This window comes from Mesorhizobium sp. B2-8-1, assembly GCF_006440955.1.
GTDB lineage: Bacteria > Pseudomonadota > Alphaproteobacteria > Rhizobiales > Rhizobiaceae > Mesorhizobium.
The window spans coordinates 1-26445 of sequence record NZ_VFTX01000017.1; the positions used below are offsets into that span (position 1 = coordinate 1).

27 protein-coding genes are annotated in these 26445 nt (G+C 62.9%); 4 read left to right on the top strand and 23 right to left on the bottom strand.

Features of this window, described 5'->3' with window-relative positions; genetic code table 11:
• Positions 1-57 precede the first annotated feature (57 nt).
• A complete protein-coding gene (gene cysW / locus FJ428_RS29345; protein ID WP_140686711.1) occupies positions 58-942 on the top strand; it encodes a sulfate ABC transporter permease subunit CysW in 885 nt (294 codons plus the stop codon).
• Positions 943-954: 12 nt separating this feature from the next.
• Positions 955-2103: a sulfate/molybdate ABC transporter ATP-binding protein gene (locus tag FJ428_RS29350; RefSeq protein WP_140514972.1), complete on the top strand. Its 1149-nt coding sequence runs from the start codon at positions 955-957 to the stop codon at positions 2101-2103.
• A gap of 309 nt (positions 2104-2412) precedes the next feature.
• On the opposite strand, the gene FJ428_RS29355 is transcribed toward FJ428_RS29350, so the two are convergent.
• From FJ428_RS29355 to FJ428_RS29405, 11 genes are all read right to left on the bottom strand, one after another.
• On the bottom strand, positions 2413-3648 hold the full coding sequence (locus tag FJ428_RS29355) for a UxaA family hydrolase (RefSeq protein ID WP_140560378.1): 1236 nt from the start codon (positions 3646-3648) through the stop codon (positions 2413-2415).
• Positions 3645-3941, bottom strand: coding sequence for a UxaA family hydrolase (locus FJ428_RS29360; RefSeq protein WP_140880723.1), 297 nt, complete (start codon positions 3939-3941; stop codon positions 3645-3647). Before FJ428_RS29360 ends, FJ428_RS29355 begins: the two co-directional genes overlap by 4 nt.
• Before the next feature lie 7 nt (positions 3942-3948).
• On the bottom strand, positions 3949-4638 hold the full coding sequence (locus FJ428_RS29365) for an RraA family protein (RefSeq protein ID WP_140498420.1): 690 nt from the start codon (positions 4636-4638) through the stop codon (positions 3949-3951).
• Positions 4639-4666: 28 nt separating this feature from the next.
• Complete coding sequence (locus FJ428_RS29370) at positions 4667-5428, bottom strand: SDR family oxidoreductase (RefSeq protein WP_140514976.1); 762 nt, start codon at positions 5426-5428, stop codon at positions 4667-4669.
• On the bottom strand, positions 5425-6459 hold the full coding sequence (locus tag FJ428_RS29375; protein WP_140880725.1) for a zinc-binding alcohol dehydrogenase family protein: 1035 nt from the start codon (positions 6457-6459) through the stop codon (positions 5425-5427). The genes FJ428_RS29370 and FJ428_RS29375 overlap by 4 nt, the downstream gene beginning before the upstream one ends.
• 5 nt (positions 6460-6464) lie before the next feature.
• On the bottom strand, positions 6465-7574 hold the full coding sequence (locus tag FJ428_RS29380) for an enolase C-terminal domain-like protein (RefSeq protein ID WP_140498417.1): 1110 nt from the start codon (positions 7572-7574) through the stop codon (positions 6465-6467).
• Between the two features lie 69 nt (positions 7575-7643).
• Complete coding sequence (locus tag FJ428_RS30920; protein WP_181167433.1) at positions 7644-7799, bottom strand: transporter substrate-binding domain-containing protein; 156 nt, start codon at positions 7797-7799, stop codon at positions 7644-7646.
• Complete coding sequence (locus tag FJ428_RS29390) at positions 7775-8419, bottom strand: transporter substrate-binding domain-containing protein (RefSeq protein WP_181167434.1); 645 nt, start codon at positions 8417-8419, stop codon at positions 7775-7777. Before FJ428_RS29390 ends, FJ428_RS30920 begins: the two co-directional genes overlap by 25 nt.
• A gap of 34 nt (positions 8420-8453) precedes the next feature.
• Positions 8454-9107: an amino acid ABC transporter permease gene (locus FJ428_RS29395; protein WP_140880731.1), complete on the bottom strand. Its 654-nt coding sequence runs from the start codon at positions 9105-9107 to the stop codon at positions 8454-8456.
• Between the two features lie 2 nt (positions 9108-9109).
• Positions 9110-9781, bottom strand: a complete 672-nt coding sequence (locus tag FJ428_RS29400; RefSeq protein WP_140649900.1) for an amino acid ABC transporter permease — start codon at positions 9779-9781, stop codon at positions 9110-9112.
• A 15-nt stretch (positions 9782-9796) separates the two neighbouring features.
• A complete protein-coding gene (locus FJ428_RS29405; protein WP_140566402.1) occupies positions 9797-10480 on the bottom strand; it encodes a GntR family transcriptional regulator in 684 nt (227 codons plus the stop codon).
• A gap of 119 nt (positions 10481-10599) precedes the next feature.
• On the opposite strand from FJ428_RS29405, the gene FJ428_RS29410 reads away from it, so the two are divergent.
• Entirely contained in the window at positions 10600-11346 is a 747-nt protein-coding gene (locus tag FJ428_RS29410) for an amino acid ABC transporter ATP-binding protein (RefSeq protein WP_140880733.1), read from the top strand.
• Positions 11347-11373: 27 nt separating this feature from the next.
• On the top strand, positions 11374-12492 hold the full coding sequence (locus FJ428_RS29415) for a mandelate racemase/muconate lactonizing enzyme family protein (protein WP_140880735.1): 1119 nt from the start codon (positions 11374-11376) through the stop codon (positions 12490-12492).
• A 38-nt stretch (positions 12493-12530) separates the two neighbouring features.
• On the opposite strand, the gene FJ428_RS29420 is transcribed toward FJ428_RS29415, so the two are convergent.
• From FJ428_RS29420 to FJ428_RS29475, 12 genes are all read right to left on the bottom strand, one after another.
• Entirely contained in the window at positions 12531-13424 is an 894-nt protein-coding gene (locus FJ428_RS29420) for a carbohydrate ABC transporter permease (RefSeq protein WP_140498410.1), read from the bottom strand.
• 1 nt (position 13425) lies between these two features.
• Positions 13426-14364, bottom strand: coding sequence for a sugar ABC transporter permease (locus FJ428_RS29425; protein ID WP_140649899.1), 939 nt, complete (start codon positions 14362-14364; stop codon positions 13426-13428).
• A gap of 106 nt (positions 14365-14470) precedes the next feature.
• The gene (locus FJ428_RS29430; RefSeq protein WP_140498408.1) at positions 14471-15796 is read right to left on the bottom strand and encodes an ABC transporter substrate-binding protein; all 1326 of its coding nucleotides are present in this window, start codon (positions 15794-15796) and stop codon (positions 14471-14473) included.
• Between the two features lie 38 nt (positions 15797-15834).
• Positions 15835-16917 carry a sn-glycerol-3-phosphate ABC transporter ATP-binding protein UgpC gene (gene ugpC, locus FJ428_RS29435; protein WP_140524817.1) on the bottom strand — a complete coding sequence of 361 codons (1083 nt, stop codon included), beginning with the start codon at positions 16915-16917 and terminating at the stop codon, positions 15835-15837.
• A gap of 230 nt (positions 16918-17147) precedes the next feature.
• Positions 17148-18125: a branched-chain amino acid ABC transporter permease gene (locus FJ428_RS29440; protein WP_140524816.1), complete on the bottom strand. Its 978-nt coding sequence runs from the start codon at positions 18123-18125 to the stop codon at positions 17148-17150.
• A 1-nt stretch (position 18126) separates the two neighbouring features.
• Entirely contained in the window at positions 18127-19014 is an 888-nt protein-coding gene (locus tag FJ428_RS29445; protein ID WP_140514993.1) for a branched-chain amino acid ABC transporter permease, read from the bottom strand.
• Positions 19015-19021: 7 nt separating this feature from the next.
• Complete coding sequence (locus tag FJ428_RS29450; RefSeq protein ID WP_140552372.1) at positions 19022-19726, bottom strand: ABC transporter ATP-binding protein; 705 nt, start codon at positions 19724-19726, stop codon at positions 19022-19024.
• Complete coding sequence (locus FJ428_RS29455; protein WP_181167435.1) at positions 19719-20519, bottom strand: ABC transporter ATP-binding protein; 801 nt, start codon at positions 20517-20519, stop codon at positions 19719-19721. The genes FJ428_RS29450 and FJ428_RS29455 overlap by 8 nt, the downstream gene beginning before the upstream one ends.
• Positions 20516-21724 carry an ABC transporter substrate-binding protein gene (locus tag FJ428_RS29460; RefSeq protein ID WP_140498402.1) on the bottom strand — a complete coding sequence of 403 codons (1209 nt, stop codon included), beginning with the start codon at positions 21722-21724 and terminating at the stop codon, positions 20516-20518. The genes FJ428_RS29455 and FJ428_RS29460 overlap by 4 nt, the downstream gene beginning before the upstream one ends.
• Positions 21725-21955: 231 nt before the next feature.
• The gene (locus FJ428_RS29465; protein ID WP_140560386.1) at positions 21956-23065 is read right to left on the bottom strand and encodes an ABC transporter ATP-binding protein; all 1110 of its coding nucleotides are present in this window, start codon (positions 23063-23065) and stop codon (positions 21956-21958) included.
• 13 nt (positions 23066-23078) lie between these two features.
• The gene (locus tag FJ428_RS29470) at positions 23079-25289 is read right to left on the bottom strand and encodes an iron ABC transporter permease (protein ID WP_224519173.1); all 2211 of its coding nucleotides are present in this window, start codon (positions 25287-25289) and stop codon (positions 23079-23081) included.
• 78 nt (positions 25290-25367) lie between these two features.
• Entirely contained in the window at positions 25368-26414 is a 1047-nt protein-coding gene (locus tag FJ428_RS29475) for an ABC transporter substrate-binding protein (RefSeq protein ID WP_140880736.1), read from the bottom strand.
• Positions 26415-26445 lie beyond the last annotated feature (31 nt).

A 26445-nucleotide genomic window follows, 5' to 3' on the forward strand; every position in this document is an offset into this window, starting at 1 on the left:
TGTCGTTCCTGATGCTGCTCATCGTCAACCTGGCGCAGACATGGAGCCGCAAGCGCTATGGCTGATCCGGAGATCAAATCCTACGAGCCGCATCACGACAGCCGCTCGGCGGCGGTGACCGAAAGCCGCCCGGCGCAGGCCGTGCTGATGGCGATCGCCTTCGCCTTCCTCGGCATCTTCCTGCTGTTGCCGCTGATCATCGTCTTCAACGAAGCCTTCGCCAAGGGCGTCGGCGCCTACACCGAGGCGCTCGGCAATACCGATACGCGCTCGGCGATCCGGCTGACGCTGCTGGTGGCGGCGATCTCGGTGCCGCTCAATGTCGTCTTCGGCATCTCGGCCGCCTGGGCGATCGCCAAGTTCGAGTTCAAGGGCAAGGCCTTCCTGACCACGCTGATCGACCTGCCGTTCTCGGTCTCGCCGGTCATCTCGGGCCTGGTCTATGTGCTTCTGTTCGGCGCCCAGGGGCTGCTCGGCGCCTGGCTGAAGGCGCACGGCATCGTCATCCTGTTCGCCGTGCCCGGCATTGTGCTGGCCACCATCTTCGTCACCTTCCCCTTCGTGGCCCGCGAGCTGATCCCGCTGATGCAGGAGCAGGGCAATGGCGACGAGGAGGCCGCGCTGTCGCTTGGCGCCAATGGCTGGCAGGCCTTCTGGTATGTGACGCTGCCCAACGTCAAATGGGGGCTGCTTTACGGCGTGCTCTTGTGCAATGCGCGCGCCATGGGCGAGTTCGGCGCGGTCTCGGTGGTGTCGGGCCACATACGCGGCCTGACCAACACCATGCCGCTGCATGTCGAGATCCTCTACAATGAATACAACGCCGTCGGCGCCTTTGCCGTCGCCTCGCTGCTGGCCGGCCTGGCGCTGGTGACGCTGGTCCTGAAGACACTGCTCGAGATGCGTTACGGCGCCGAGATCGCCGCCGCGCGTGGCCACTAGAAGGTTTTTTAGATGGAAGTTCGCGTTGCCAATGTGCGCAAGGAGTTCGAGCGGTTTCCCGCGCTCCATGACGTGTCGCTCGACATCAAGTCGGGCGAGCTGATCGCGTTGCTGGGGCCGTCGGGCTCGGGCAAGACGACGCTGCTGCGGCTGATTGCCGGGCTGGAGCGGCCGACGCGCGGCAAGATCTTCTTCGGCGACGAGGACGCCTCGCACAAATCGATCCAGGAGCGCAATGTCGGCTTCGTCTTCCAGCACTACGCGCTGTTCCGGCACATGACGGTCTCGGACAATATCGGCTTCGGCCTCAAGGTCCGGCAGGGCTCGACGCGGCCGCCGGCGCAGGAAATCCGCCGCCGCGCCTCCGAGCTGCTCGACCTGGTCCAGCTCTCGGGCCTGGAAAAGCGCTATCCGGCGCAGCTTTCCGGCGGCCAGCGCCAGCGCGTCGCGCTGGCCCGCGCCATGGCGATCGAACCCAAAGTGCTTCTGCTCGACGAGCCGTTCGGCGCGCTCGATGCGCAGGTGCGCCGGGAACTGCGCCGCTGGCTGCGCGACATCCATGACGCCACCGGCCACACCACCGTCTTCGTCACCCACGACCAGGAAGAGGCGCTGGAGCTTGCCGACCGCGTCGTGGTGATGAGCCAGGGCCGCATCGAGCAGGTCGGCACCGCCGACGACATCTATGACAGGCCGAATTCGCCCTTCGTCTATGGCTTCATCGGCGAATCGAGCTCGCTTCCCGTCAAGGTCGAGAATGGCGAGGTCTGGCTCGCCGATCGCCCGATCGGGCTGTCGGCGCCGGAGGCCGCCAGCGGCAACGCCAGGCTGTACTTCCGCCCGCACGACGTCGAATTGCTGAGCGGCTGCTCTGGCTGCATCGCCGGCACGGTGGTCGCCAGCCGCCGCGTCGCCGGCACCCGCCGGGTGGAACTCGAGATCGGCGGCGAACGCCAGCGCGTCGAGATCGAGCTGCCCGTCGACCATCCCGCGGCGCAGAAGAGCCGGGTAGCGTTCCGCCCGGGCCGCTGGAAGCTGTTTTTTTCGGATCAGGCAGGCAGCTCATTCGCGCCGGCGGAACAGAACCCTCGCCAAAACGAGAAGACGCTTCCCCCAGATATCAGGAAGCGGCGTATGGCTGACGCAGGCCCGCTGATTTGAATTGTCCGCATGGGGGTGAGGCGGTTGCGAGCCGCCAGCCCAATGCTGGTTTGCCGCGACCCTTTTTTGCGCACCTCGTTTCCAATGCACGTTGCCCAAGCAACCTCGGTTCGATGTAGCGACATGCAAAACAAGACCTAAGCGGCTCGCATGAATCCGTTTCGGCGTGCCGCGCTTCAAACAAAACGAGTGAGCTTGTCGCCAGATTGTTCGGCCCGCCATGCATTTGCTCCTGCGCTGGTCAAGGATCGCGCCGCTTCAGCACAGACGCAAACAGCGCTCGCAGGCACACGGCAAACGTCGGCGGCTTCAGCTTCGGTGACCAGCCTTTGGCTGTGCGCCCGGCAGACATGCGGGACCGATCGGTTCGAAAGTCTTGTAGGTCAGGATGAATTCGCGGTGCCCGAGTTGTTCGGATTTCGTCGCATGGCCATTGGCGACAGCAAGAACCAGATTGAAGATTTCGTCGCCGACATCCGACAAGGTGGCGGCCCCTTCGAGGATACGTCCGGCATCGACGTCCATGTCGCCCGACAGGCGACGGTATGTTTCGGGATTGGCGCAGATCTTTATGACCGGTGCGACCGCCGACCCCGAGACCGAACCGCGGCCGGTGACGAAGAGCGTGAGGTGACAACCGGAAGCGATGAGCTCCACGATCTCGGCATTGTCCGAGATGTTGGGGAAGCCAAAACGCACGTCCCCGTCCGGCACGACATCCATCAGGTAGAGTCCGCCGCCAGGGGGAATGTCGCCCGGCTTGATGAGGCCCGAAATCGGCGACGAGCCCGATTTGGCATAGGCACCCATCGATTTCTCCTCGATGGTGGATAGGCCGCCATCGGCATTGCCCGGAGCGAAACTGCCATAGCCTAGCGTCGCGTAGTATTGCGCTGCCTTTGCCACGGAGGCGCGCAGCTCGACGCCGAGTTCAGGCGTCACGGCACGGCTCGCCATGATCTCTTCGCAGCCGATCAGCTCGCCGGTCTCCTCGAAAATACAGGCTGCTCCCGCACGGACCAGTCGATCGAAGGCAAGGCCGGCGGCGGGATTGCCGGTCATGCCGCTGGTGCCGTCCGACCCGCCGCAGATCGTGCCGACGATAAGTTCACTCGCATCCATTGGCACTCTCGCGACCGCGCCCAGCTCTTGCAGGCGTTGCCCGACCCATTCGATGCCGTCGGAAATCGTCGACAAAGTACCGCCGTTTTCCTGGATCGTCAGCGTGGCCACCGGCCGTCCGCTTGCCTCGACGGTGCGGGCGAGCGAGAATTTGTTGAAGCTTTCGCATCCCAGTGACAGCAGCAGTACCGCGGCGACATTGGGATGCGTACACAGACGCTCCATCATCCGCTGCGCATAGGGATTGGGAAAGCAGCCTGGAAAGCCGATCAGATGCACGTCCCTGCCGCGGAAATGGGAGACAATTTCGCGACCGACATGATGCGCGCACTCTACCAGATAGGCCACGATCACAATGTTGCGGATGCCCTTGCGACCGTCCGGCCTGAGATAGCCGAGGATGGTGGACTGTTCGCCGTTCATGATCCGGTCTCCGTTATTACGTGCGTTTTGGTGTAGTCGCTCTTCAGATTGTGAATATGGACGTGCTCGCCGGGTCCGATCGACCGCGTCGCCGAGCCGATCGGGACGCCGTATTTGATGACCTTCATCCCCGGGGCGATCGGCAGCCGCGCCAGCTTGTGGCCGAGCTCCACGGCCTTGATCAGAATGCGCGACTCGCCGCCGACGATGATGGTCTCACCGGCTTCGATGCGCCGGCAGGCGACCAGCACATTGTCGTGATCGCAGAGCAGGAGCAGACGAGGATCGTCCATCGTCGGCTCACATGACGCCGAAGGTACGGAAGGCTTCGCAGGCGCTCATGCCGTCGCGGATCGCGGTTGCGACCTTGTTCTCTGTGCTGACCTTCTCGATCGCGCGCTCGATCGCTTCCTTTTCCGCCTCGCGCGGGATCACAAGCACGCCCTCGCGGTCGCCGAAGATCAGGTCGCCGGGCGTTACCAGGATGCCTTCGATCTCGATTGGGCAGCCATAGTCGATCACCTTGCCTCGCGGGCCCTGGTCTTGGGCATAGATGCCGCGCGAGAAGACCGAAAAGCCGAGCTTTTCGATTTCCCAGGAGTCGCGGATATAGCCGTTGAGGACGGCGCCGGCAGCCTTCAGCTTCTGGGCCCTGGTGGACATCAGCCCGCCCCACAGCGCGTAGCGGAAGGAGGAGCCGCTGGCGATGTAGACATCGTTCTCCGTCAGGCTGTCCAGCGCTTCCATCATGAGGCCGAACGGTTTGTTCGCGAGCGGACCGTGCGCATCCGGCGAACCGCCGGAAAACACGTCCGCCTCCAGCACCGGCATCGCGCGGCCGATGACTTTCATCTCCGGCTGCAACGGCACGATCCCGGCCGGCAGGAACTGCCGGCGGTGGCCCATTACATCGAGCACGTCGCCGACGACGGCCGTGAAGAGTTCCTTGCGGATGACTTCGAAGATCGCCTTGTCAGTATCGGTCGTCATCTGTTTTCTCCCTCGAAAAACTATGGTGTCAGAAGCCGTGCAGCGCGCCGCCGTCGACCACCAGTATATGGCCGGTCACATAGGCTGAGGCGCGTGAGGCGAGATAGGTCATGGCCCAGCCGATATCGGCGCCCTCGCCGAAACGACCCATGGGAATGCGGCTGTTGATCTTGCGCGCCCTTTCCGGATCGGCTGCGGTGGCCTGGCGTAGAAGCGCGGTGTCGATCCAGCCTGGTGCCACACCGTTGACGCGTATCCCGCTGGGCGCAAGTTCGGTCGCGAGCGCCCTCACCATGCCGACATAGGCGGCTTTCGCCGCCGAATAGCCGATCACGTTGGGAATGCCGAGGAAAGAGCTCATCGAGGCGGTGAAAAGAATGCTGCCCCTTGCTTCCGTCACCTGCGGCAGGAAGGCGCGCGAGAGGGCGAAGGCGCCGCCGACATGGACGTTCAGCACCGAATTGAAAGCCTCGACGCTCATCTCGCCGAGCGGCTTCTTGACCGTGTTGCCGGCATTGTTGACGAGGATCGAGACGCGTCCGGATTTTTTTGCCACCTCGCTGGCGAAACCCGTGGCACCGGCAGTGTCGGTCACGTCGAAGACATGGCTCGTGGCGGAAGGCCCCAGCGTCTCGCAGGCGGCAGCGAGCTTCGCGGCGTTGGTGCCGACGATCGTCACCTTGGCGCCGGCTTCGACGAAACAGGTGGCGATCGCAAGGCCGAGACCGCTTCCGCCGCCGGTCACCAGCGCATGCTGCCCCTCCAGCCCGAAGATATCCTTGATGCTCATGCGTCTTCCTTCGCTTCGATCCGGACGACGATCTTGGTGAAGCCTCCGGGGCTCTTGTCCCAGGCTTGCATGGCCGCACCGGCTTCCTCGATTGGCACGACGCGTGAGACGATGCGGTCGCCGGCGTCCCGATGTTGCTTCAGATAGCCGATAACATCGTGGAAATCGGCGATCTCGGAGCCGCGCGACCCGCGGATATCCATCTCCTTGAGCAGGAAGAACTTGGTGTCGTAAGCGATCTTGTTCTTGGCGTAGCCGACATAGACGACCCGGCCGCAGGACGCCACGAGATCGATCGCCTGCCGAAAGGTCGCATCCGCGCCGACCGCCTCGATGACGACCTGCGGACCGTCCCCGTCGGTCAGTTCCAGGACATGTGCCAGGACATCTTCGCGCGACGCATCGATGATGTCAGTGGCGCCGAGCGCCCTGGCAACGGCGAGTTTGTCGGCGCTAAGGTCCACTGCGATCACGCGTGAGCCCCGCCTGACAGCGCCGAGCAAGGCGCCGAGCCCGATGACGCCGCAGCCAAGGATGACGACGGTTTCTCCAGCCGAAAGCTCGGAGCGGCGGACCGCATGGAAGCCGACGGCAAGCGGCTCGATCAGCGCGAGGTCCCGCTGGCGCATGCCCTCGACCGGAATGATCTTGCCCGCGGGAACGACGATGATCGAGGCCATCGCGCCCTCGCGCTGGACGCCCATCGTCCGGTTGTCCTTGCAGGCGTTCGGCCTGCCAAGGCGGCAGGCATGGCACCTGCCGCAATTGAAATAGGGAAGAATAGTCACGGACTGGCCGACCGCAAGCGCGCTGACGCCGTCGCCGAGCGCCGAGATGGTGCCGGAGATTTCATGGCCCAGGACGCGCGGGTAGGAGATCAGCGGATTGAGGCCGCGAAACGACGTCAGGTCGGAACCGCAATACCCCACATACTCCATCCGCACCGCGACTTCGCCCGGGCCCGGTTTTGGTTCGGGCAATTCGACCAGCGAGATCTTGCCGGGTTCCTCGAGGCAGACAGCTTTCATCATGGCGCTCAGGCCTCACAGATCGTGCTGTTGTCGATGGCATCCCAGTCGATCTCGACCCCGAGGCCGGGGGCTGACGGCGGCGCGGCGTAGCCGTCCTTGATCGGCAGCGGCTGCTTGAGGCCGAAGGCGAAGTTCTCCATTGGATAGAGCACTTCGAAGAAGTCGCAGTTCTTGATCGCCGCGGCGCAATGCAGGTTGACGATCTCCATCGGGTGGAAGATGGCGGTATGGATCTCGCAATTGACGCCGAAGGCTTCGGCGAGGCGGGCCGTCTTCATGACGCCCGTGACGCCGCCCGTCCAGGAAACGTCTGCCCGGACGCGATCGACGACACGCGTCGAGATGCATTCGGCGATGCTGTAAGGGTGCTTCGCAAGGACTTCTGTCCCGACGAGCGGGATTTCGAGGGTGCGGGCGAGCTCCCGCAGCGAATGCACGTCCTCGTCGTATAAAGGCTCTTCCAGCCAGTAGAAGTCGAGCCTTTCCAGCTCGCGGCCGAAGCGGATCGACTGCTCGAGATTGAACATCGAGACCGGGTCCGACATCAGCGTGAAATCCGGCCCGACGGCGGCGCGGACCTGGCGATGGACGTCGATGTCGTAGTCGAGGTCGAGTCCCGGTGTATGGAGCTTGTAGGCCCGCAACCCTTCGGCTTTGGCGCGCAGCGCCTCTTTCACATAGTCCTGCGGCCCCGACAGGATCATCGAGCTGCCATAGACCGGCACGCGTTCGCGGAAGGCGCCGAGATATTTGTAGAGAGGCTGCCCGGCGGCGGTGGCCGACAGCAGCCAGAGGCAGGTGTCGAATGGTCCGTAGGCATAGATCGGCAAGTGGCCCCACCAGCGGTCGGCCACCCGGAAATCGTGCCATGCCTTTTCCCGGTCGAGCGGGTCACGGCCGATGAAGAACGGACGCAGCGTGTCGGCAATCAGCCTGCCGGCGCCCGCCGCCGAACGACCGGCGAACCCGAAGGCGGTTGCCTCGAGCCCGGTATCCGTCGCCATGGTGACGGTGAGAAATTCGAACTTCGCGAAATCCCCGGTTCGAAACGCGCTGGCGGCAAAATCGCCTGGTTTGCGCTGGCAGCAGCGCACCTTCACATCCGTGATTTTCATGGAAAAACCTTCGATAAACCGATCGCAGCGGCATGTGTGGATCCGGGGGAGTCCCGGATCCAGTCATTCTCAGAAGCGGGGCAGGTCGACTTGGACACCCATCCATTTTTTCTGCAGGGCCTGCAGCTCACCTGTAGACTGGAGCATGAAGAGCTCCGTGTTCAGCCAGTGCAGGAAGTCCGGGTCGTTGCGGCGCAGGCCTATGCCCATCGGCGCCTGCGCCACGACGAACTGCTTCTTGAGGTTGGGATCGTGCTCCTCGACGGCGCGGGCAGCGCGCCGCTGGTCACGATGCCTTCGACTTGGCCTGCGAACAGCGCCTGGGATGTCGACGCGTCATCGTCATAGCGCTGGATCTGTGCGCCTTCGACGGCCTTTTTGGTCATGACGATGTCGTTCGTGCTGGCCCGCGTCACGCCGATCTTCCTGCCGGCCAGATCCTCGATCTTGGTGATCGGCTGGTCGGCGGGACCGACATAGACCTGCTGGTCGACATAGTACGTGTTGGTGAACGCGATGGCCTTGGCGCGCTCGGCGGTGATCGAGAACGAATAGATCACGATGTCGAGCTTGCCCGAAGTCAGGTTCGGGATGCGGTTGGCTGCCGTCGTGTCGACGATGTTGACCTTGACGCCGAGATCGCGGGCGATTGCCTTTGCTACGGACACGTCATAGCCGGCGGGCTGCATGCTGCTGTCCATCAGGCCATAAGGCGGCGTTCCAAGGCCCACGCCGACATTGATGGTGCCGCGCTGTACGATGGCGTCCAGCGTGCTCTCGGCCTTCGCGGGCAATATCATCGCCAGCATGGCGGCGAGCCCGACAGCAAGTCTCTTCAATAGCATGATACTTTCCTCCCTGGTGTGATGAACCGGATCTTCAGTTGGCTGCCTGGTGCAGGCGGCACTCCAGGCGGCGGCTGGCATGGGACAGTATGGAGCAGATGCCGAAGTAGATGGCCGCGACCGTCAGATAGACGGGCAGCGGCTGGAACGTGGCGCTGGAGACGATCTGTCCTGCTCTCGTCAGTTCGATGAAGCCGACGACCGAAGCAAGCGCGGTGTTCTTGACGACCTGAACGGAGAAGCCGACCGTCGGAGGAATGGCGACGCGAAGCGCCTGCGGGATGATGACGTCGGTCATCGTGTGCCGCCAGCCAAGCGCCAGCACGAACGACGCTTCCCATTGCCCCTTGTTGATCGACTGGATCGACCCGCGCCAGATCTCGCCGAGGAACGCGCTGCTGTAGAGCGTAAATCCAAGGCCGGCCGCGTAGATCGCCGGAAGGTCATAGCCGAGATTGGCGACGCCGAAATAGGCGATGAAGAGAATGACGAGCAGGGGCGTTCCCTGGATGACATAGATGTAGGCCTGTGCGATCCAGCGCAGCCAGGCGAAACGGGAGAGGCGCATGAGGGCGATAATCGATCCGCCGATGGCGCCGCCTGCAAGCGCAATTCCCGAGAGGGCGACCGTCCACGTCCCACATTGCAGCAGAAACCCGACATGATGGAGGTTGAATGTCTGGAACATCGTCATCGCCCTGCAAAGCGGAAGGAGAAGAGGGCGCGGTCAATCAGCGCGAAGACGCCTTTGAATGCAGCCGTCAGGACAAGGTAGATGGCCGCGACCACGAGATAGGCTTCCAGGCTTCTGAAGGTCAGGCCCTGCACGTCATTGGCGACGCCGGTCAGTTCCGGGACGGAGATGACGGAAACGACGCTGGAGGCCAGCATGATCAGGATGAACTGGCTGGTCAGTGCCGGGAAGATCGCTGAAATCGCCGGCAGCAGAACGACATAGCGGAAGGTGAGATACGGTGACATGCCAAGCGTGTGCGCCGCCTCCCGCTGTCCCTTGCCGATCGTCTGGATACCGGCACGGACGATCTCGGTGATATAGGCGCCCGCGTAGAGCGTCAGGGAGAGGATGGCCGCCGTCACTTCGGAAATGCGGATGCCGACCGAGGGCAGGCCGAAATAGACGATATAGATCTGCACCAGAAACGGCGTGTTGCGGATGATCTCCACATAGGCGGCCGCGATTGAGGAGAGGACTTTCGAGCTCGAAAGTCTCATCAGGGCGCCGACGATGCCGACGCACATGCCCAGAACCAGCGCGGCGGCCGACAGGCCGACGGTCAGCATGGCGGCGTGCACGAACAGGTCGCCGCGCGCGAATGTCCCGGAAAAATCTAGGTACTCCACACTCGTCCCCGGTCTTTAAACAAGGTTCGGTTCGATCGCTCGCGCAAGGACTTTCACCTGGCGCAAGGTGTTCTGCCGGCTTCTCTCGAGGTGTCGCTGCAGCGCCGCGAGGATCTGGCTCTTCTTGCCGGCGATGATGGCATCGAGAATATTTTGGTGCTCCTCGACCGAGCGGCTGTAATCGCCTGGAATCGAGACGAAGACCGTATGCGTCTGGCCGACAATGCGGGAATGGGCCTCGGAGATCATCGGGATCCCCGCGGCGCCGACGAGCGAACTGTGGAAGGCCCGGTCATGGAAGAGCGCCTTCGCCAGATCGTCGAGCGACGATCCCTTGGCGAAGCGCCTGTGGTTTTCCAGGCTGTCTTGGAGCTTCGCCCGCAGCGCCTCATCGAGCCGTTCTGCGTCGAAGGCTGCTTCCACGGCCCCTTTCTCGAGCAGTGTCCTGGCCGCGTATAATTCCTCGACCGCTTCCTCGTTGAAGCTGCGGACCACCATGCCGCGCCGGGAGGAATTGACGAGAAGCCCGTCCGCCTCCAGCCGCAGGCAGGCTTCCTTGATAGGCGTGGGACTGATGCCCAGTTCCGCCGCCAATTCGTTTGGCAACAGGCGCTGCCCGCCTGCCAGTCTGCCGCCGACGATCCGCGACCGCAGCTCCTGATAGGCCTGCTCGGCCAATGTTGTCTTGATCATGCTCATGGCCCAAGCATCGATCAGGTTCCGGTTCGGCGCAACAGAAAAATTAAAAATGGAAAATTTTTTATTTTCCGATTTCGATCTTTCGGGTTACAAGCCAACTTCGCAACAAGGAGGAGTTCATGGACGCCAACGGCAGCGCCTTTGTGAAACTGCGCGATGCAGTGAAGATGTTCGGCGGGTTTCAGGCGCTCGATCACGTCAGCCTTGATGTGGCGAAGGGCGAAAAGATTGTCGTCTGCGGGCCGTCGGGCTCAGGCAAGTCGACCTTGATCCGCTGCATCAACGGCTTGGAAGACCTGCAGCAAGGCTCGGTGGAAATCGACGGCAAACCGCTGGTCGAGAAGTCCCACGGACGTATGGTTCCGCGCCGGGACATCGGCATGGTGTTCCAGCAGTTCAACCTCTTCCCGCATCTCAAGGTAATCGAGAATTGTACGCTGGCGCCGGTCCGCGTGCTCGGAAAATCCCGCAAGGACGCTTCAGAGAGAGCGCTGGAGATGTTGCAAAAGGTTCGGATCGCAGATCAGGCGGACAAGTATCCGTCCCAGCTTTCCGGCGGCCAGCAGCAGCGCGTCGCGATCGCCCGCGCGCTCTGCATGCAGCCCAAGATCATGCTCTTCGATGAACCGACCTCGGCTCTCGATCCGGAAATGGTCAAGGAAGTGCTCGACACCATGGTCTCGCTGGCCTCCGAAGGCATGACGATGATCTGTGTGACGCACGAAATGGGCTTCGCCAGCCAGGTGGCCGACCGGGTCGTCTTCATGGACAAGGGCCGGATACTCGAGGAGGCCACGCCGAAGGAGTTCTTCGCAGCCCCGAAGCATCAGCGTGCACGCGAATTCCTCTCGCAGCTCCTTCATTGACAAATTCATATCCGCCAAGGGTCATAGATGAAAATCGCCTCCGTCCGCCCGTTCATTCTCCATCTTCCACTCACCTCGGACTCCATTTCGGACTCGACCCACAGCATCACCCATTGGGGTGTCGTGGGTACGAAGATCGTCACCACGGATGGGCTGGAAGGTTATGGCTTCACCGGCACGCATGCCCATCTGGCCGCCGACCGGCTGATAACGTCCTGCATCGGTGAGTGTTACGCGCCGCTTCTGGTAGGCGAAGACGCCTCGGATCATCAGCGTCTATGGACCAGGCTTGCGCGCCATCCTTCGCTTCAATGGGTCGGTCGGGCCGGCATCACGCATCTGGCGCTGGCTGCAATCGATATCGCGCTGTGGGATCTGAAGGCGAAACGGGCGGGCCTGCCGCTGTGGAGTTATCTCGGCGGCGCGCGCACCGATGCCCTGGAGGCTTACAATACCGATATCGGCTGGATTTCGTTCGACCTGGACACGTTGCTGCGCGGCTCCGCGAAAGCCGTCGAGGAGGATGGATTCACACGCATCAAGATCAAGGTCGGCCATGACGACCCAAATGTCGACGTCGAGCGCCTGGCGGCTGTGCGCAAACGTGTCGGATCAAGGATCCGGATCGCAATCGACGGCAACGGCAAGTGGGATCTTCCGACCTGCCAGCGGTTCTGCGCGCTGGCGCGCGACCTCGATATCTACTGGTTCGAGGAGCCGCTCTGGTATGACGATGTCGCCAGCCACGCGACGCTCGCGCGCAATACATCGATCCCGATCGCGCTCGGCGAGCAGCTCTACACCATCGACGCGTTCCGCTCCTTCGTCGATGCAGGAGCCGTCGCCTACGTCCAGCCGGACGTCACGCGGCTCGGAGGAATAACCGAATACATCCAGGTCGCGGACCTGGCACTGGCGCATCGGCTTCCCGTCGTTCCGCATGCAGGGGAGATGAGCCAGGTGCATGTGCATCTGAGCTACTGCCATCCTGCATCGACGATCCTCGAATACATCCCGTGGATCAAGGATCACTTCGAGGAGCCGATCCGCGTCGAAGGCGGCATCTACAAACGGCCCGAACGGGCCGGTGCGAGCACGACCGTCCTGGCCGAAAGCTTTGCCCGCTACGGCAAAAGCCTGGGCTAGGGCATTCCAGGAAAAGCGCCCGCGGCATCGGGGCGGCGCTATTCCTTCACCGCGCCGGTCATCGAGGAGACATAGTGCTCGACGAAGAACGAATAAAGCACGACGACCGGCAGGGATCCGATCAGCGCGCCCGCCATCAGGGCACCCCACTCATAGACGTCGGAGCGGACGAGTTCGGTGAGCACCCCGACCGGCACGGTCTTGTTTTCGGACGACTGGATGAACGTCAAGGCATAGATGAACTCGTTCCATGACAGGGTGAATGCGAATATGCCCGCCGAGATCAGGCCTGGCACCGACAGGGGCAGCACGATCTTGCTCAGGATCTGCCAGCGGCTTGCCCCGTCTATGAGCGCACATTCTTCCAGTTCGAACGGGATGGAGCGGAAGTAACCCATCAGCAGCCAGGTGCAGAAGGGGATCAGGAAGGTCGGGTAGGTGAGGATGAGCGCGAAGGGTGTGTCGTAAAGCCCGAGGTTGAACACCATCACCGACAAGGGGATGAACAGTATCGAGGGCGGCACGAGATAGGCGAGGAACACCGCGAGGCCGACCTGCCGTGCCCCGGAGAACCGCAGCCGCTCGATCGCATAGGCCGCGAAAACCGACGCCACCAGCGACAGGAAAGTGGCGGCGGTCGAAATGATGATCGTGTTGAGCAGCCAGCCCGGATAGGACGTCTCGAAGAGAAGATAGCGGATGTGCTCCAATGTCGGATGCACGACCCAGAGCGGGTTGAAATTGGCATAGTCGGTCATTTCGACATTGGGCTTAACCGCTGTGATGGTCATCCAGTAGAACGGGAATAAGAGCACGATGACGAACACGAGCAGGGGGAGATAGACCGTCACCACACGGCGCGGCACGCTCTGCAAATAGCCCATGCCGCCTTCGTCAAGCTGCGGCTGTTTTGTCTTCCTGGTCGCAGCCATGTCAGTCTCCGCCCCCCTGCTGCCATTTGCGGCGCTGCAAGCCGAAATAACTGAACAGGATCGCGGCAAGGAGGAATGGGATCATGGCGACCGCGATCGCGGCGCCCTCGCCGAGCTGGCCGCCCGAAATGCCGCGCTGGAACGACAGCGTCGCCATCAGATGGGTGGCATTTACCGGTCCGCCGCGGGTCAGCACATAGATCAGCTGGAAATCCGTGAAGGTGAACAGCACCGAGAACGTCATCGTGATCGCGATGATGGGGGTGAGCAGCGGCAGCGTCACATGGCGAAACAATTGCCAGCGGCTGGCGCCGTCGAGCGTGGCGGCCTCGTAAAGCGATTGGGGGATTGTCTGCAAGCCGGCAAGCAGCGTGATGGCCACGAAAGGGATGCCGCGCCAGACATTGGCCGCGATCACCGAAGCACGTGCGTTCTCCGGATCGCCGAGGAAATTGATGCGATGGTCGATCAGGCCCATCTGCTGGAGTGCCCAGGACAGGATCGAGAACTGCGAATCGTAAATCCACCAGAAGGCGATGGCCGACAGCACCGTCGGCACCACCCACGGCAACAGGACAATCGCGCGGAAGAACGATTTGAAGGGAAGATTCTGATTGAGGATGAGCGCCAGCCAGAGGCCAAGCGCGAATTTCAGGATCGAGGCGCTGACGGTGTAGAGCAGGGTATTGAAGACGGAGAGCCAGAAAACGGCGTCGCTCCACAGATATTCATAGTTCTCGATGCCGATGAAGATGCCGGGACGGCCGATGCGGGCATCGGTGAAGCCGAGCCAGACGCCGAGCCCAAGCGGATAGGTCAGGAAGACAAGCAGCAATGCCGCCGCCGGCAGCATGAAGCCGAAGCCAAGCGCGTTCCTGCTCTCGGCCAGGCGCGACAGCATCGAGGAACGCGGCTGAGCGGCGACGAACGGCACGGCCATGGGGCGGGCTCCCTGCAAGGTTCTCGTTGATCGGCCTGGCGGCCGCCCTGCGCTTCCGGAGGGTCGGATAGCGCGGGGCAGAGCCGCCAGGCTCAGCTGGCATGGATCAAACGCGATAATACCGGTTTGCGCGCTTTTCCGCCTCTTCCATTGCCTCCTGGGGCGTGGCCTGCCCCGTGACGGCCTTGGCGAACATGTCGACCAGGACATAGTCGGCCATGGTCGCCGCCGAGGCATAGCCGAGCGGCCCGGCATAGCCGTTGGGCCGCAGCGTCGCCGAAGCCTTGGCGTAAGCGGCATTGTTCGGATCGGCTGTCCACACCGGATTGTTGTCGAACGCCTTGAGCGTCTGGCAGCAGTAGCCCGCCGAGGAGGTGATCCAGTCCGGCATTTGCGGGTCCTCGAACATGAATTGCAGATAGGCTTTGGCCGCGTTGGGGTAGGGCGTGTAGTCGAAGATGACGGCTGTGGTCACCTGGAATAGTTCGACGGATTTGCCGACAGGACCGATCGGCAGGTTGGTGGTGCGTATGTCTTTGGCCATTTCCGCCAGCTTCGGATCATTGTCCTTGTTGATCTTGGCCGTGTTGTAGGCGGAAATGCCATTGGCGATCACACTGAGTTCGCCGGCCAGGAAGGCGCGATTGTTGTTGACGTCGAGCCAGCTTTCGGTGCCTGGAATAAAAGTCTTGTAGAGTTCCTGCGCGTATTCGATCGCCTTGAGGGTCTCGGGGCTGTTGATCGTCACCTTGCCGCTCTCGTCGACCATCTGGCCGCCATGGCTCCACAGCAGCCAGTGCGCGTAGTTGTTGCCGTCGCCGACACCATGGCCGTGCGTGAAGCCGGCCGGATGCCCCTTCGCCTGCAGGGCCTTGCAAAGTTCGAGGAAGCCTTTCGTGTCCTTGGGGAACTCCGAAAAGCCGGCCTCTTTCACCCAGCTTTCCCGATAGACGATGGCATTTCCGATGGTGGCGAGCGGCAGGCCGATGAATTTGCCTTCCCGGGTCGCATATTGCTTTGGTCCGTCGTGCCAGCCGCCATATTTCGAGCCCAGATACTCGCCCAGTTCCGTCACGTCGTGCAGCTTGTCGGGATACTGATGCGGGTCGTCGAACCAGACGAACATCAGATCCGGACCTGAACCGACATTGGCGGCGACCGCTGCCTTGGGGCGAATGTCTTCCCAGCTTTCCTTGTCGACACGTACCTCCACGCCCGTCGCTTCGGTGAACCGCTTGGTGTTTTTCAGCCACTGGTCCTCGTCGCCCTGCACGAAAGGCGACCAGCGCAGCAGCCTGAGCTTCGCACCGTCCTCCGGCTTGTACTTCAGCCCCTCCTGGGCGAATGCCGGGGAGCCGGCGAAGCGGCTTCCCAAAACGCCGGCAGCAGCGCCGGCCGTCGTGCGGATCACGTCACGTCTGGTGAATTTCATGCTCGTTCCTCCTGTTTGTTTCTCTTGCCCTTTGGTCTCTACAGCTTGCTGCGCGTTTGAAGCCGCTGCCCGGTTTCGCCGTGGAAGAGATGAATGAGCCCGGGTTCGGCGGTGAGCCGGATGGTTTCGCCCGGCGTGAAGGAATGACGTTCCCGAAAGTTGGCCACGATCTCTTCACCGCCGGCTGTCCGGCCGATGAGCTGTACCTCCGACCCGGTCGGCTCGATCACCGCGATGGTGACCGCAATGCCCTGATCGGACAGCCGCAAATGCTCGGGCCGTATGCCCAGCACCACCGGCTCGCCGCCTTTGACGGACGATGCTGCGTCCAACGGCACGGAAATTCCGCCCGCGCCCCGAAAGGACGGCGACCCGTTCGTCGCGATTTCGCCCCGCAGCAAATTCATGGCGGGCGAGCCGATGAAACTGGCGACGAAGAGATTGTCCGGCCTGTCGTAGAGTTCCAGCGGCGGCCCGATCTGCTCGACGATGCCGTCATGCATGACCACGATCTTGTCCGCCATGGTCATGGCTTCGATCTGGTCGTGGGTAACATAGACCGTCGTGGTTTTCAGGCGCTGGTGCAGTTCCTTGATCTCGGCGCGCATCTGCACCCTGAGCTTGGCGTCAAGATTGGACAGCGGTTCGTCGAACAGGAAAACCGCCGGATCGCGCACGATCGCCCGCCCCATGGCAACCCGCTGGCGCTGTCCGCCGGAAAGCTGGCGGGGATAGCGCGCCAACAGCGGCACCAGCCCCAGAATTTCCGCAGCGCGCTGAACGCCGGCGCCGCTCTCAGCCTTCGAAACGCCCTTGAGCATGAGCGAGAATGCCATGTTCTCGGCGACGGTCATATGCGGGTAGAGCGCATAGTTCTGGAAGACCATAGCGACGTCGCGTTCCTTCGGCGCAACGTTGTTGACGACACGTTCGCCAATCGCAATCTCGCCCCGCGAAATCTTTTCCAGGCCCGCGATCATCCTGAGCAGGGTTGATTTCCCGCAACCCGACGGCCCGACCAGCGTGACGAATTCGCCATCGTCGATGTTCACGCTGACGCCGTGCAGAACCTCGACGGTCCCGAATGATTTGTGAACCTCGCTAATCGCGACAGACGCCATCGATCCTCCTCCCGAACGATTCCCGCGACGTCTCTTCGAAGGAACCGCTGACCTCTCCCGGCGACGGCCCTCCAACCTTCATGTGGTCACGCGATACGGAGACGGTAGCGCTACCAAACCTGCCTGTAAAGCAGGCGCTGCGATAAACATCCAGGCTGCATTCCCGGTTGCTCACTGGACTGCCCACCACATGGCTGGAGACAGCAGGGAGATCGGCCACGGGATGAATATCAACCACTTGCACCGTCCGCCGGCCTGGGCAACCGCGCATGGAATTCGCCGACGATGCCGCGCCGGAAGACGAGCACGCAGACCATGAATATCAGGCCGGTGGCGATGGTCACCGGAAAGCCTGAGGTGGCGAGCGTGTTTTCAAGGCCGACGACGAAGCCGGCGCCGACGACCGGCCCGACCATGGTGCCGATGCCGCCAAGCAGCGACATCAGGATCACCTCGCCCGACATCTGCCATGTCACGTCGGTGAGCGTCGCGAATTGGAACACGATTGCCTTGACCGCACCGGCAAGCCCCGCAAGTGCGGCCGACATGACGAAAGCGGCGAGCTTATACCTGGCGACAGAATAGCCGAGCGAGATGGCGCGGTTCTCGTTCTCGCGGATCGAGCGCAGGATCATGCCGAACGGCGAGTTGATGATCCGCCAAATGGCGAAGACGCCGATCAGGAAGATGGCCAGCACGACATAGTACATGTTGACCGTGGCGTTCAAATCGATGATGCCGAAGAGGTTGCCGCGCGGAACGCCCTGGATGCCGTCCTCGCCTTGCGTGAACGGTGCCTGCACGCAGAAGAAGAAGAACATCTGCGCCAGCGCCAGCGTGATCATGGCGAAATAGATGCCTTGCCGGCGGATAGCGAAGAAGCCCATGACCAGCCCGAGCAGGGCCGCGCCGGCGGTACCCAGCAGAATGCCTGCCTCTGGCGGCCAGCCCCATACCTTGACGGCATGCGCGCAGAAATAGGCGGCGCCACCGAAGAAGGTCGCGTGGCCGAAGGACAACAGGCCGGTGTAGCCGAGCAACAGGTTGAAGGCGCAGGCAAACAGCGCAAAGCACAGCATCTTCATAAGGAAGAACGGGTAGACGAAGAACGGCGCGGCGATGAGCGCCAATACCGCCAGCGCCACCAGCGCGCGTTCCAGCCGCACGGAGGCCGCGGCGCGCTTTTCGTGAAGCGTCAACTCGCTCATCTCAGGCGTCCCTTCCGAACAGGCCGGCCGGCCGCAGTAGAAGCACGATCGCCATGATGACGAAGACGACAAGGTTCGACGCCTCGGGATAGAACACCTTGGTTAGGCCCTCGGCGAGGCCGAGCATGTAGCCGGTGACGATGGCACCCAGGATCGAGCCCATGCCGCCGACCACGACGACGGCGAAGACGACGATGATCAGATCCGACCCCATCAGCGGACTGACCTGGTAGACGGGAGCCGCCAGGATCCCGGCAAGACCGGCAAGTGCCGCACCCAGTCCATAGGTGAGTGTCAAAAGCAGTGGCACGTTGACGCCGAAAGCCTGGACCAGTTCTGGATTTTCGGTCGCGGCGCGCAGATAGGAGCCAAGCCTGGTCTTCTCGATCAAAAGCCATGTGCCCAGGCAGACGAGAAGCGATGCCAGCACCACCCAGCCGCGATAGTTGGGCAGGAACATGAAGCCGAGATTGGTGCCGCCCGCAAGTAGCGCCGGCACCGCATAGGGATTTCCCGAGACGCCGTAATAATAACGGAAGACGCCCTCGATGACCAAGGCCAGGCCGAAAGTGAAGAGCAGGCCGTAGAGAGGGTCGAGCTGGTAGAGCCGCGAGAGCGCTGCACGCTCGACCGCAATGCCGAACAGCCCGACGGCGAGCGGCACCAGGATCAGCGCCGGCCAATAGCCGATGCCGAGATGGACAAGCAGCAGATAACCGATGAAGGCGCCCAGCATGTAGAGCGCGCCGTGGGCGAAATTGATGATGCGCAGCAGGCCGAAGATGACGGCGAGGCCAAGGCTCAGCATCGCATAGAAGGAACCGTTGATCAGCCCGACCAGCAGCTGCCCGAGAAAGGCCTGGATGGGGATGCCGAAGATCATCGTCATGGCGCGATCATACTCCGAGCACCTCGTGAAGTTGAGCGTCGTGGGCGGCCAGTTCGCCGACCGGAAACCCGCTCAGCACCTTGCCGTGCTCCATCAGGTAGAAGCGGTCGGCAATGCGGGCGGCGAAACGGAAATTCTGCTCCACGAGCAGGATCGTCATGCCGCGCTTTTTCAACGTCGCAAGCAATTCGCCGATGCGCTGGACGATGACCGGCGCCAGGCCTTCGGTCGGCTCGTCGAGGAGCAGCATCCGGACACCCGTCCTCAGGATGCGGGCGATCGCCAGCATCTGCTGCTCGCCGCCGGATAGCCTGGTGCCCGGGCTGTTGCGGCGCTCCTTCAGGTTGGGAAAGAGCTCGAAGATCTCCTCGACGCTCATGCCGCCCTTGGCCACCACCGGCGGCAGGATCAGGTTCTCGTCGACTGTCAGCGTGGCGAAAATGCCGCGCTCCTCGGGAACGAAACCGATGCCTTGGTGGGCGACACGGTGCAAGGGCAGGCCGATCAAGTCGTTGCCGTTGAAGACGACACTGCCGGTGCGCTTGCGGATCAGCCCCATGATGGCGCGCAGCGTCGTGGTCTTGCCGACGCCGTTGCGGCCAAGCAGCGTCACGGTTTCGCCGCGGAACACATCGAGGTCGACGCCGTGCAGCGCGTGGCCCTCGCCGTACCAGGCATGGAGATCGCGCACGGCAAGCAGCGGCTCACTCATGCTCGGTTCCCATATAGGCTATCCGGACGCGTTCATCCTGGCTGACCGTCGGATAGTCGCCCGCGGCGAGCACCTTGCCGCGCTGCATCACGGTGATCCAGTCGCAAAGATCGGCAACGACGGTCAGATTGTGCTCCACCATGAGCACGGCCCGATCGCGGGCCAAGGCGCGGATGATCCCGGAGATCATGCTGACATCCTCGTGCCCCATGCCGGCCATCGGCTCGTCGAGCAGCAGCACCTTTGGATCGAGCGCCAGCGTGGTGGCGATCTCGAGCACGCGCTTGCGGCCATAGGAGAGATCGCCGGCGAGCCGGTGCGCCGCGTCGTCGAGGCCGACCGTGCCGAGAAGCTCGCGCGCCCGCGGCGTCAGTTGGTCGAGCGCCGAAAGCGGGCGCCAGAACTGGAAACCCAGCCCGCCTGGCCGCTGCAGCGCGACGCGCACATTGTCGAGCACGCTCAGATGCGGAAAGATCGCCGATATCTGGAACGAGCGCACGAGGCCCATCCGCGCCACCTTGGCCGGCGGTGTCCGGGTTATGTCGGTGCCGAGCAGTTCAATCGTGCCGCTGGTCGGCTGCAGGAACTTGGTCAAAAGATTGAAGATCGTGGTCTTGCCGGCGCCGTTGGGTCCGATCAAGGCGTGAATCCTGCCGTGATGAACGTCGAGATCGACATCCTTCACCGCAACGAACCCGGCGAAATCGCGCCTGAGGCCGCGGGCGGAAAGCACCACCCGCGGCACGGCTCCATCGCCGTCAGGCCTGACGGCCGCGGCGGTTGCCGTCGTCACTTGCTGACGAGCGGGCAGCCGCTATCCGTGGCCTTCATGAAGGCCTGGTCGCCCGGAATGGTTGCAAGATAGGTGTAGTAGTCCCAATCCTTCTTGCTCTCCTCGGGCTTCTTGACCTGATAGAGGTACATGTCGTGCACCATGGAGCCGTCGGCCTGCACCTTGCCGTTGGCGGTAAAGACGTCATTGACCGGCATCGAATGCAATTCCTTGGCCACCGCTTCGGTTTCGTCGGTGCCGGCCTTGTCGATGGCCTTGAGATACTGCGACACCGCCGAATACGTCCCGGCCTGGATCATGTTCGGCATCCTGCCGGTGCGTTTGAAGAAGCGGTTGGCGAACTCGCGGCTCTTGTCGTCGCGATCCCAGTAATAGCCTTCGGTCAGCACGACGCCCTGGGCCGCCTGCAAGCCAAGGCCATGCACTTCGGCCAGCGTGAACAGAAGTGCCGCGAGCCGCTGGCCGCCGGCGACGATGCCGAATTCGGCCGCCTGCTTGATCGAGTTGGAAGTGTCGAGACCGGCATTGGCAAGGCCGACGATCTTGGCGCCGGAGGATTGCGCCTGCAGCAGGAAGGATGAGTAGTCGGTCGAGCCGAGCGGATAGCGCACTTCACCAAGCACCTTGCCGCCGCGATCCTTGACGAGCTTGGCGGTCTGCTCCTCGAGCGAATAGCCGAAGGCGTAGTCGACGGTGATGAAATACCAGCTGTCGCCGCCTTGCTGCACCAGGGCACCGCCTGTGCCGACGGCCTGGGAATGGGTGTCGTAGGCCCAATGGAAACCATAGGGCGAGCACTGCTTGCCGGTCAGGTCGGTCGCAGCCGCGCCGGTGACGATGTCGATCTTCTTCTTTTCCTTGGAAAGTCCCTGCACGGCGAGCGCCACCGAGGAGGTGGTCAGTTCCATTATGGCATCGACCTGCTCGGTGTCGTACCACTGGCGCGCGATGTTGGAGGCGATGTCCGGCTTGTTCTGGTGGTCGGCACTGATGACCTCGATAGGCGCATTCTGGACCTTGCCGCCGAAATCCTCGACAGCCATCTTGGCCGCCTCGACGGACCATTTGCCGCCGAAATCGGCATAGACACCCGACTGGTCGTTGAGGATGCCGATCTTGACCTTGCCGTCGGAAATTTCGGCTGCCGCCGCTGGCATCGCGGTACCCACAAGCAGCGCGGCTGAGATGAGATAGGATGCTTTCACTGGTATTTCCTCCCTTGTGGCCACTGTCGAAAACGCCCATTGCGGCCCTGTGACGGCTTCGAGTGCACCGTCTGGTCCCGCGTGAAGAATACGTCCTGTGCTCGCCACAGTTCCAAAGTGCCAGGACACATGGTCACAAGCGCACATTCGGAATGCACAGAGATTCGTAACATCGACATGGAACGTCGAGAACCACTATTTTCGTATCAGGCGCACCGGTAGCGGTGTGCGCTAGGACTTGTCGCGCGCTATCAGCACGATCTTTGCCGGATCGAAATCGACCGCGACGACGCTGCCTTCCGGCAGGGCGGGTGTGACGACCGGCGACGTCGCAAACAGCTCGACCGCCGGATCGTTTATCGCGACGCGGTATTCCATGTGGTCGCCGAGATAAGAACTCTTGACCACGCGCCCTCTCATCCCGCCGGCTGCCGGCTGGCCGGCGACGAGGCGCACGGCATTCGGCCGGACGGCCAGCACCGCCGGCCCCGCCGCGATGCCGCGATGCCGCATGTCGAGCCGCAGCGGCCCGACCTTTACCTCGGCATTCGTCCCATTGCTGGCGAGAACCTCGACATCGAGCAGGTTGGCGTCGCCCATGAAATCGGCGATGAAAGAGTTCCTGGGTTCGTTGTAGAGGTCGCGCGGGGTTCCGTCCTGGGCGACGCGGGCAGCGTTCATGACGATGATGCGATCGGACACGGCCAGCGCCTCCTCCTGGTCATGCGTCACATAGACCACGGTCAGCGCGAGGTCCTGCTGAAGACCGCGGATCTCATCGCGCACGCGCCGGCGCAGCTTGGCATCGAGATTGGACAGCGGCTCGTCGAACAAAAGCACCTTCGGCTCCAGCACGATGGCGCGCGCCACGGCCACGCGCTGCTGCTGGCCGCCCGAAAGTTCGCTCGGCTGGCGCTTCTCGTAGCCGGACAGGCCGACCTGTGCCAGCTTCTCGGCGGCGCGCCCTGCTGCCTCAACCTTGCCGAGCCCCGTCGCCCGCAGGCCGTAGCTGACATTTTCCATGACGTTCATGTGCGGGAACAGCGCATAGGACTGGAAGACCATGCTGACGTCGCGCTCTGCGGCTGACAGCAAGGTGACGTCCTTGCCGTCGATTACGATGCGCCCGTGGCTTGCGTGCTCAAGCCCGGCAATCAGCCTGAGCGTCGTCGTCTTGCCGCAGCCGGAGGGTCCCAGCAGCGTCACCAGGCTGGCCGGTGCGATGTCGAAGCTGACATTGTCGACGGCAGTGACGGCGCCGTATTTCTTGGTGACGCCCTCGAAACGCACTGCCGGTCTGTCCACCACGCCGGGGGCAGCGTTCTTCGCCGTTTGATCCATACGCTTCTCCCGATCAGATTGGTGCCACCACGGCTTGCGCCTCGGCCCGGCGCCGGCCAAGCCGGCGTTCCCCGACCAGCAGCTGGATGGCGATCAGAATGATCATCATGACGACGATCAGCACCGCCGAATAGACGATGGCGATGCCGTATTCGCCGACATCGGCTCGCCCGACAATATAGACGGTGGCGAGATTGAAGCGGCCGGTCGCCAGGAAGATGACGGCGCTGACGGCGGTCACCGCACGCACGAAACTGTAGATCATCGCGGTCACGATCGCCGGCTTCAGGATCGGCAGGATCACCCGCCGCAAGGTGGCGAAGGAACGCGCGCCCAGTGTCAGCGATGCCTCGTCCAGGCTCTTGTCTATCTGCCCCAGATTGGCGAGGCCGGCGCGGATCGCCACCGGCATGTTGCGGAAGATGAACGAGATGACGATGATCAGTCCGGTGCCGGTCAGTTGCACCGGCGGCACGTTGAAGGCGAGGATATAGCTGACGCCGACGACGGTGCCGGGAATGGCAAAGCTCATCATGGCGAGGAATTCGAACATCGTGCGCCCGGCGAAATGCTGCCGGTCGAGCAGGTAGGCGGTCAGGATGCCGAGCGCGGCGGTGAACGGCATTGCCACCAGCGCAAGGCCGATGGTCATCAGCAGCGACGGCCAGGCCGACCCGCTCAGGAACCAGCCATTGACGCCTTTCTCGACGGAGAAAGCGGTGAGGAAATATTCGAGCGTCGGCGTGTTGTCGCGGCCGATCGATTGCACGAAGCCGCCGCCCAGGATGATGCCATAGACCACGATGGTCAGAAGCAGCCAGGGAATGACGGCGGCGTAGCAGCCGATGCGCAAGCCCTTGGGCAACGTGGCCGGCACACCGCCATCGCCCTTGCCCGCGACGGTGACGTAGCTGCGGCTGCCGATCCAGCGGCGCTGGATGACGAAAGCGGCGAGCGTGAATCCCAGAAGCACGATCGCCAGCACCGCCGCACGACCTTGATCATGCGCAGCACCCACCACCGCAAAGAAGATGTCCGTCGACAGCACGTTGAAGTTGCCGCCCAGCACCAGCGGGTTGGCAAAGTCGGCCATGCTCTCGATGAACGAGATCAGGAAGGCGCTGGCCAGCCCCGGGCGGATCAGCGGCCAGGTGATTGTGCTGAAAGTGCGCCAACGGCTGGCGCGCAAGGTCTGCGAGGCCTCCTCCATGCTCGGGCTGACGCCCTGCAGCACGCCGGCCAGGACCAGGAAGGCGATCGGCGTGAAGGCCAGCACTTGCGCGATGGTGATGCCGGCCATGCCGTAGATCCAGCGGCTGCGCGGAATACCGAGATGTTCGGACAAAAGATTGGTGACGATGCCGGCCCGACCGAACAACAGGATCAGCGCCAGGCCGATGACGAAAGGCGGCGTGATGATCGGTAGGATGGAAAGGCCGCGCAGCAGCCATTTTGCCGGCAGCCTGGTGCGCAACGCAATCAGAGCCAGCGCCAGGCCAAGCGCTGTGCAGAAGAATCCGACCAGCACCGCGATTGCCACCGTATTCCACGCCACGCCGCAGGAACCGTCGCCGTAGAGGCAGCGCAGGCTCCAGATGTTGGCACTGAACAGCTTTTCGGCAAACAGAGCCGGCACGACATTGCCGTCATTGTCCTCGATGGCGGAAGCGAGGATCGACAACAGCGGATAAGCCACGAACAGGATCAGCGAAGCGATCACGATCAGCAGCGAGCCGACGACAAAACGGTCGCCCTTGCACCAGCCACGCGCGGCCAGCGCCTCGGCGATGAACATCAGCATCGTCACCGCGTACAGCACGGCACCCCAGCCGAGACCCGGCTGCACCGGCCCCGGCGTACTGGCGAGATGCCCAAGCCAGGCAAATCCCCAACCCGAATGGATGATGGAAAAACCCTCGATCGCCAGCCAGGCGAGACCGGCAGCGCCCGCCGTCGCCAGGCCGGGGAGGTTCCGGCGCGCGACGAGCCAGCTTGCCAGGAGAAGTGGCAGGATCAAGGGAAGCAGCCACAGCCGACCGTTCAGCGACAGCAGGATGGCTGGTGCCGCCTCTGCCGGACGCGCCAGCCAGTCAAAGGAAAGCAAGCCGCCTTCGACTTGGTACCATGGCAGCACAATGAAGCTCGCCCATGCCAGCGCCAGCCATCCGGCGGCACTGCGCCCCGGGAGGTCATTGGCCATGGGATAGGGCGAAGCCCGTGCCATTCGACATCTTCCTTTGGTATGGTCGGGGTTGCGCCGGCTGCCCCGCAGGCAGCCGGCGGATCGGCCGTACGGACCAGATCAGCCGCCGTTGCGGACCTCATCGGTGAATTTCTTCAACAGCCGCTTGCGCTCCGCTGACGATCCATATTTGGCGAAGTCATAGTCGATCAGCTTGATCTTGCTGAGGTCCGGCGCCTCCGGCGGCACCGGGGTGCCGGTGTTCGACGGGATCTGGTAGCTGCCGTTTGGAGCCGCAAGTTTCTGCGCGTCTGGCGTCAGCGCCCAGTCGTAGAATTTCCGCGCCTCGTCGATATGCTTGGCCCCGGCAACAATGCTCATCGACCCGATCTCGAAGCCGGTGCCTTCACAGGGCGAGACCACCTTGACGGCCGGATTCTGCTTGGCGGCGTTGATGACGTCGTGCTGGAAGGAAATGCCGACCAGCGTCTCGCCTTTGCCCACGGCGAGCGCGGGTGCGGCGCCCGCCTTGGTGTATTCGGCGATGTTCTTGTTGAGCTGCTTGAGATAGTCGAAAGCCTTGTCCTCGCCCATCAGTTGCACGATTGTCGCCAGCATCGTCCAGGCAGTACCCGAGGAATTGGGGTCGGCCATCTCGATCTCGCCCTGGAAATCGGGCTTGACCAGATCCGCCCAGCAGGCCGGCGCCGTCAGGCCGCGCTGTTTCAGGTCTTCCTCGTTGTAGCCGTAGCCAAGCGCGCCAAGATAGATGCCGACGGTGCGGTTCTTGGCGCGTTCGGCCTGTCTCAAAGCCCAGTCGCGCAGGTTCGCCAGCTGCGGCGACTTGTATTCCTGGGTGAGGCCTTCTTCCGCCGCCTGAAGATGCGGGTCGCCGGTGCCGCCCCACCAGATGTCGGCTTGCGGATTGTCCTTCTCGGCTCGCAGGCGCGCGTAGATCTCGCCGGCGCTCATGCGGGTCATGTCGACACTGACGCCGGTTTCCTTCTGGTAGGTCGTGGCCGTGGCCCGGCACCAGGCCTCGTCGACGCCGCAATACATCACCAGGTTGCGATCCGCCGCATGGGCGCTCCCGGCCAGCCCGAAAATGGCCAGCGCCGCTAGGCCAAGCCATGTCCTGCCTTGCCTGCGATCAAATGGACCTTTCATCGATAATTCCTCCCTTTCATGCTCTTTGGAA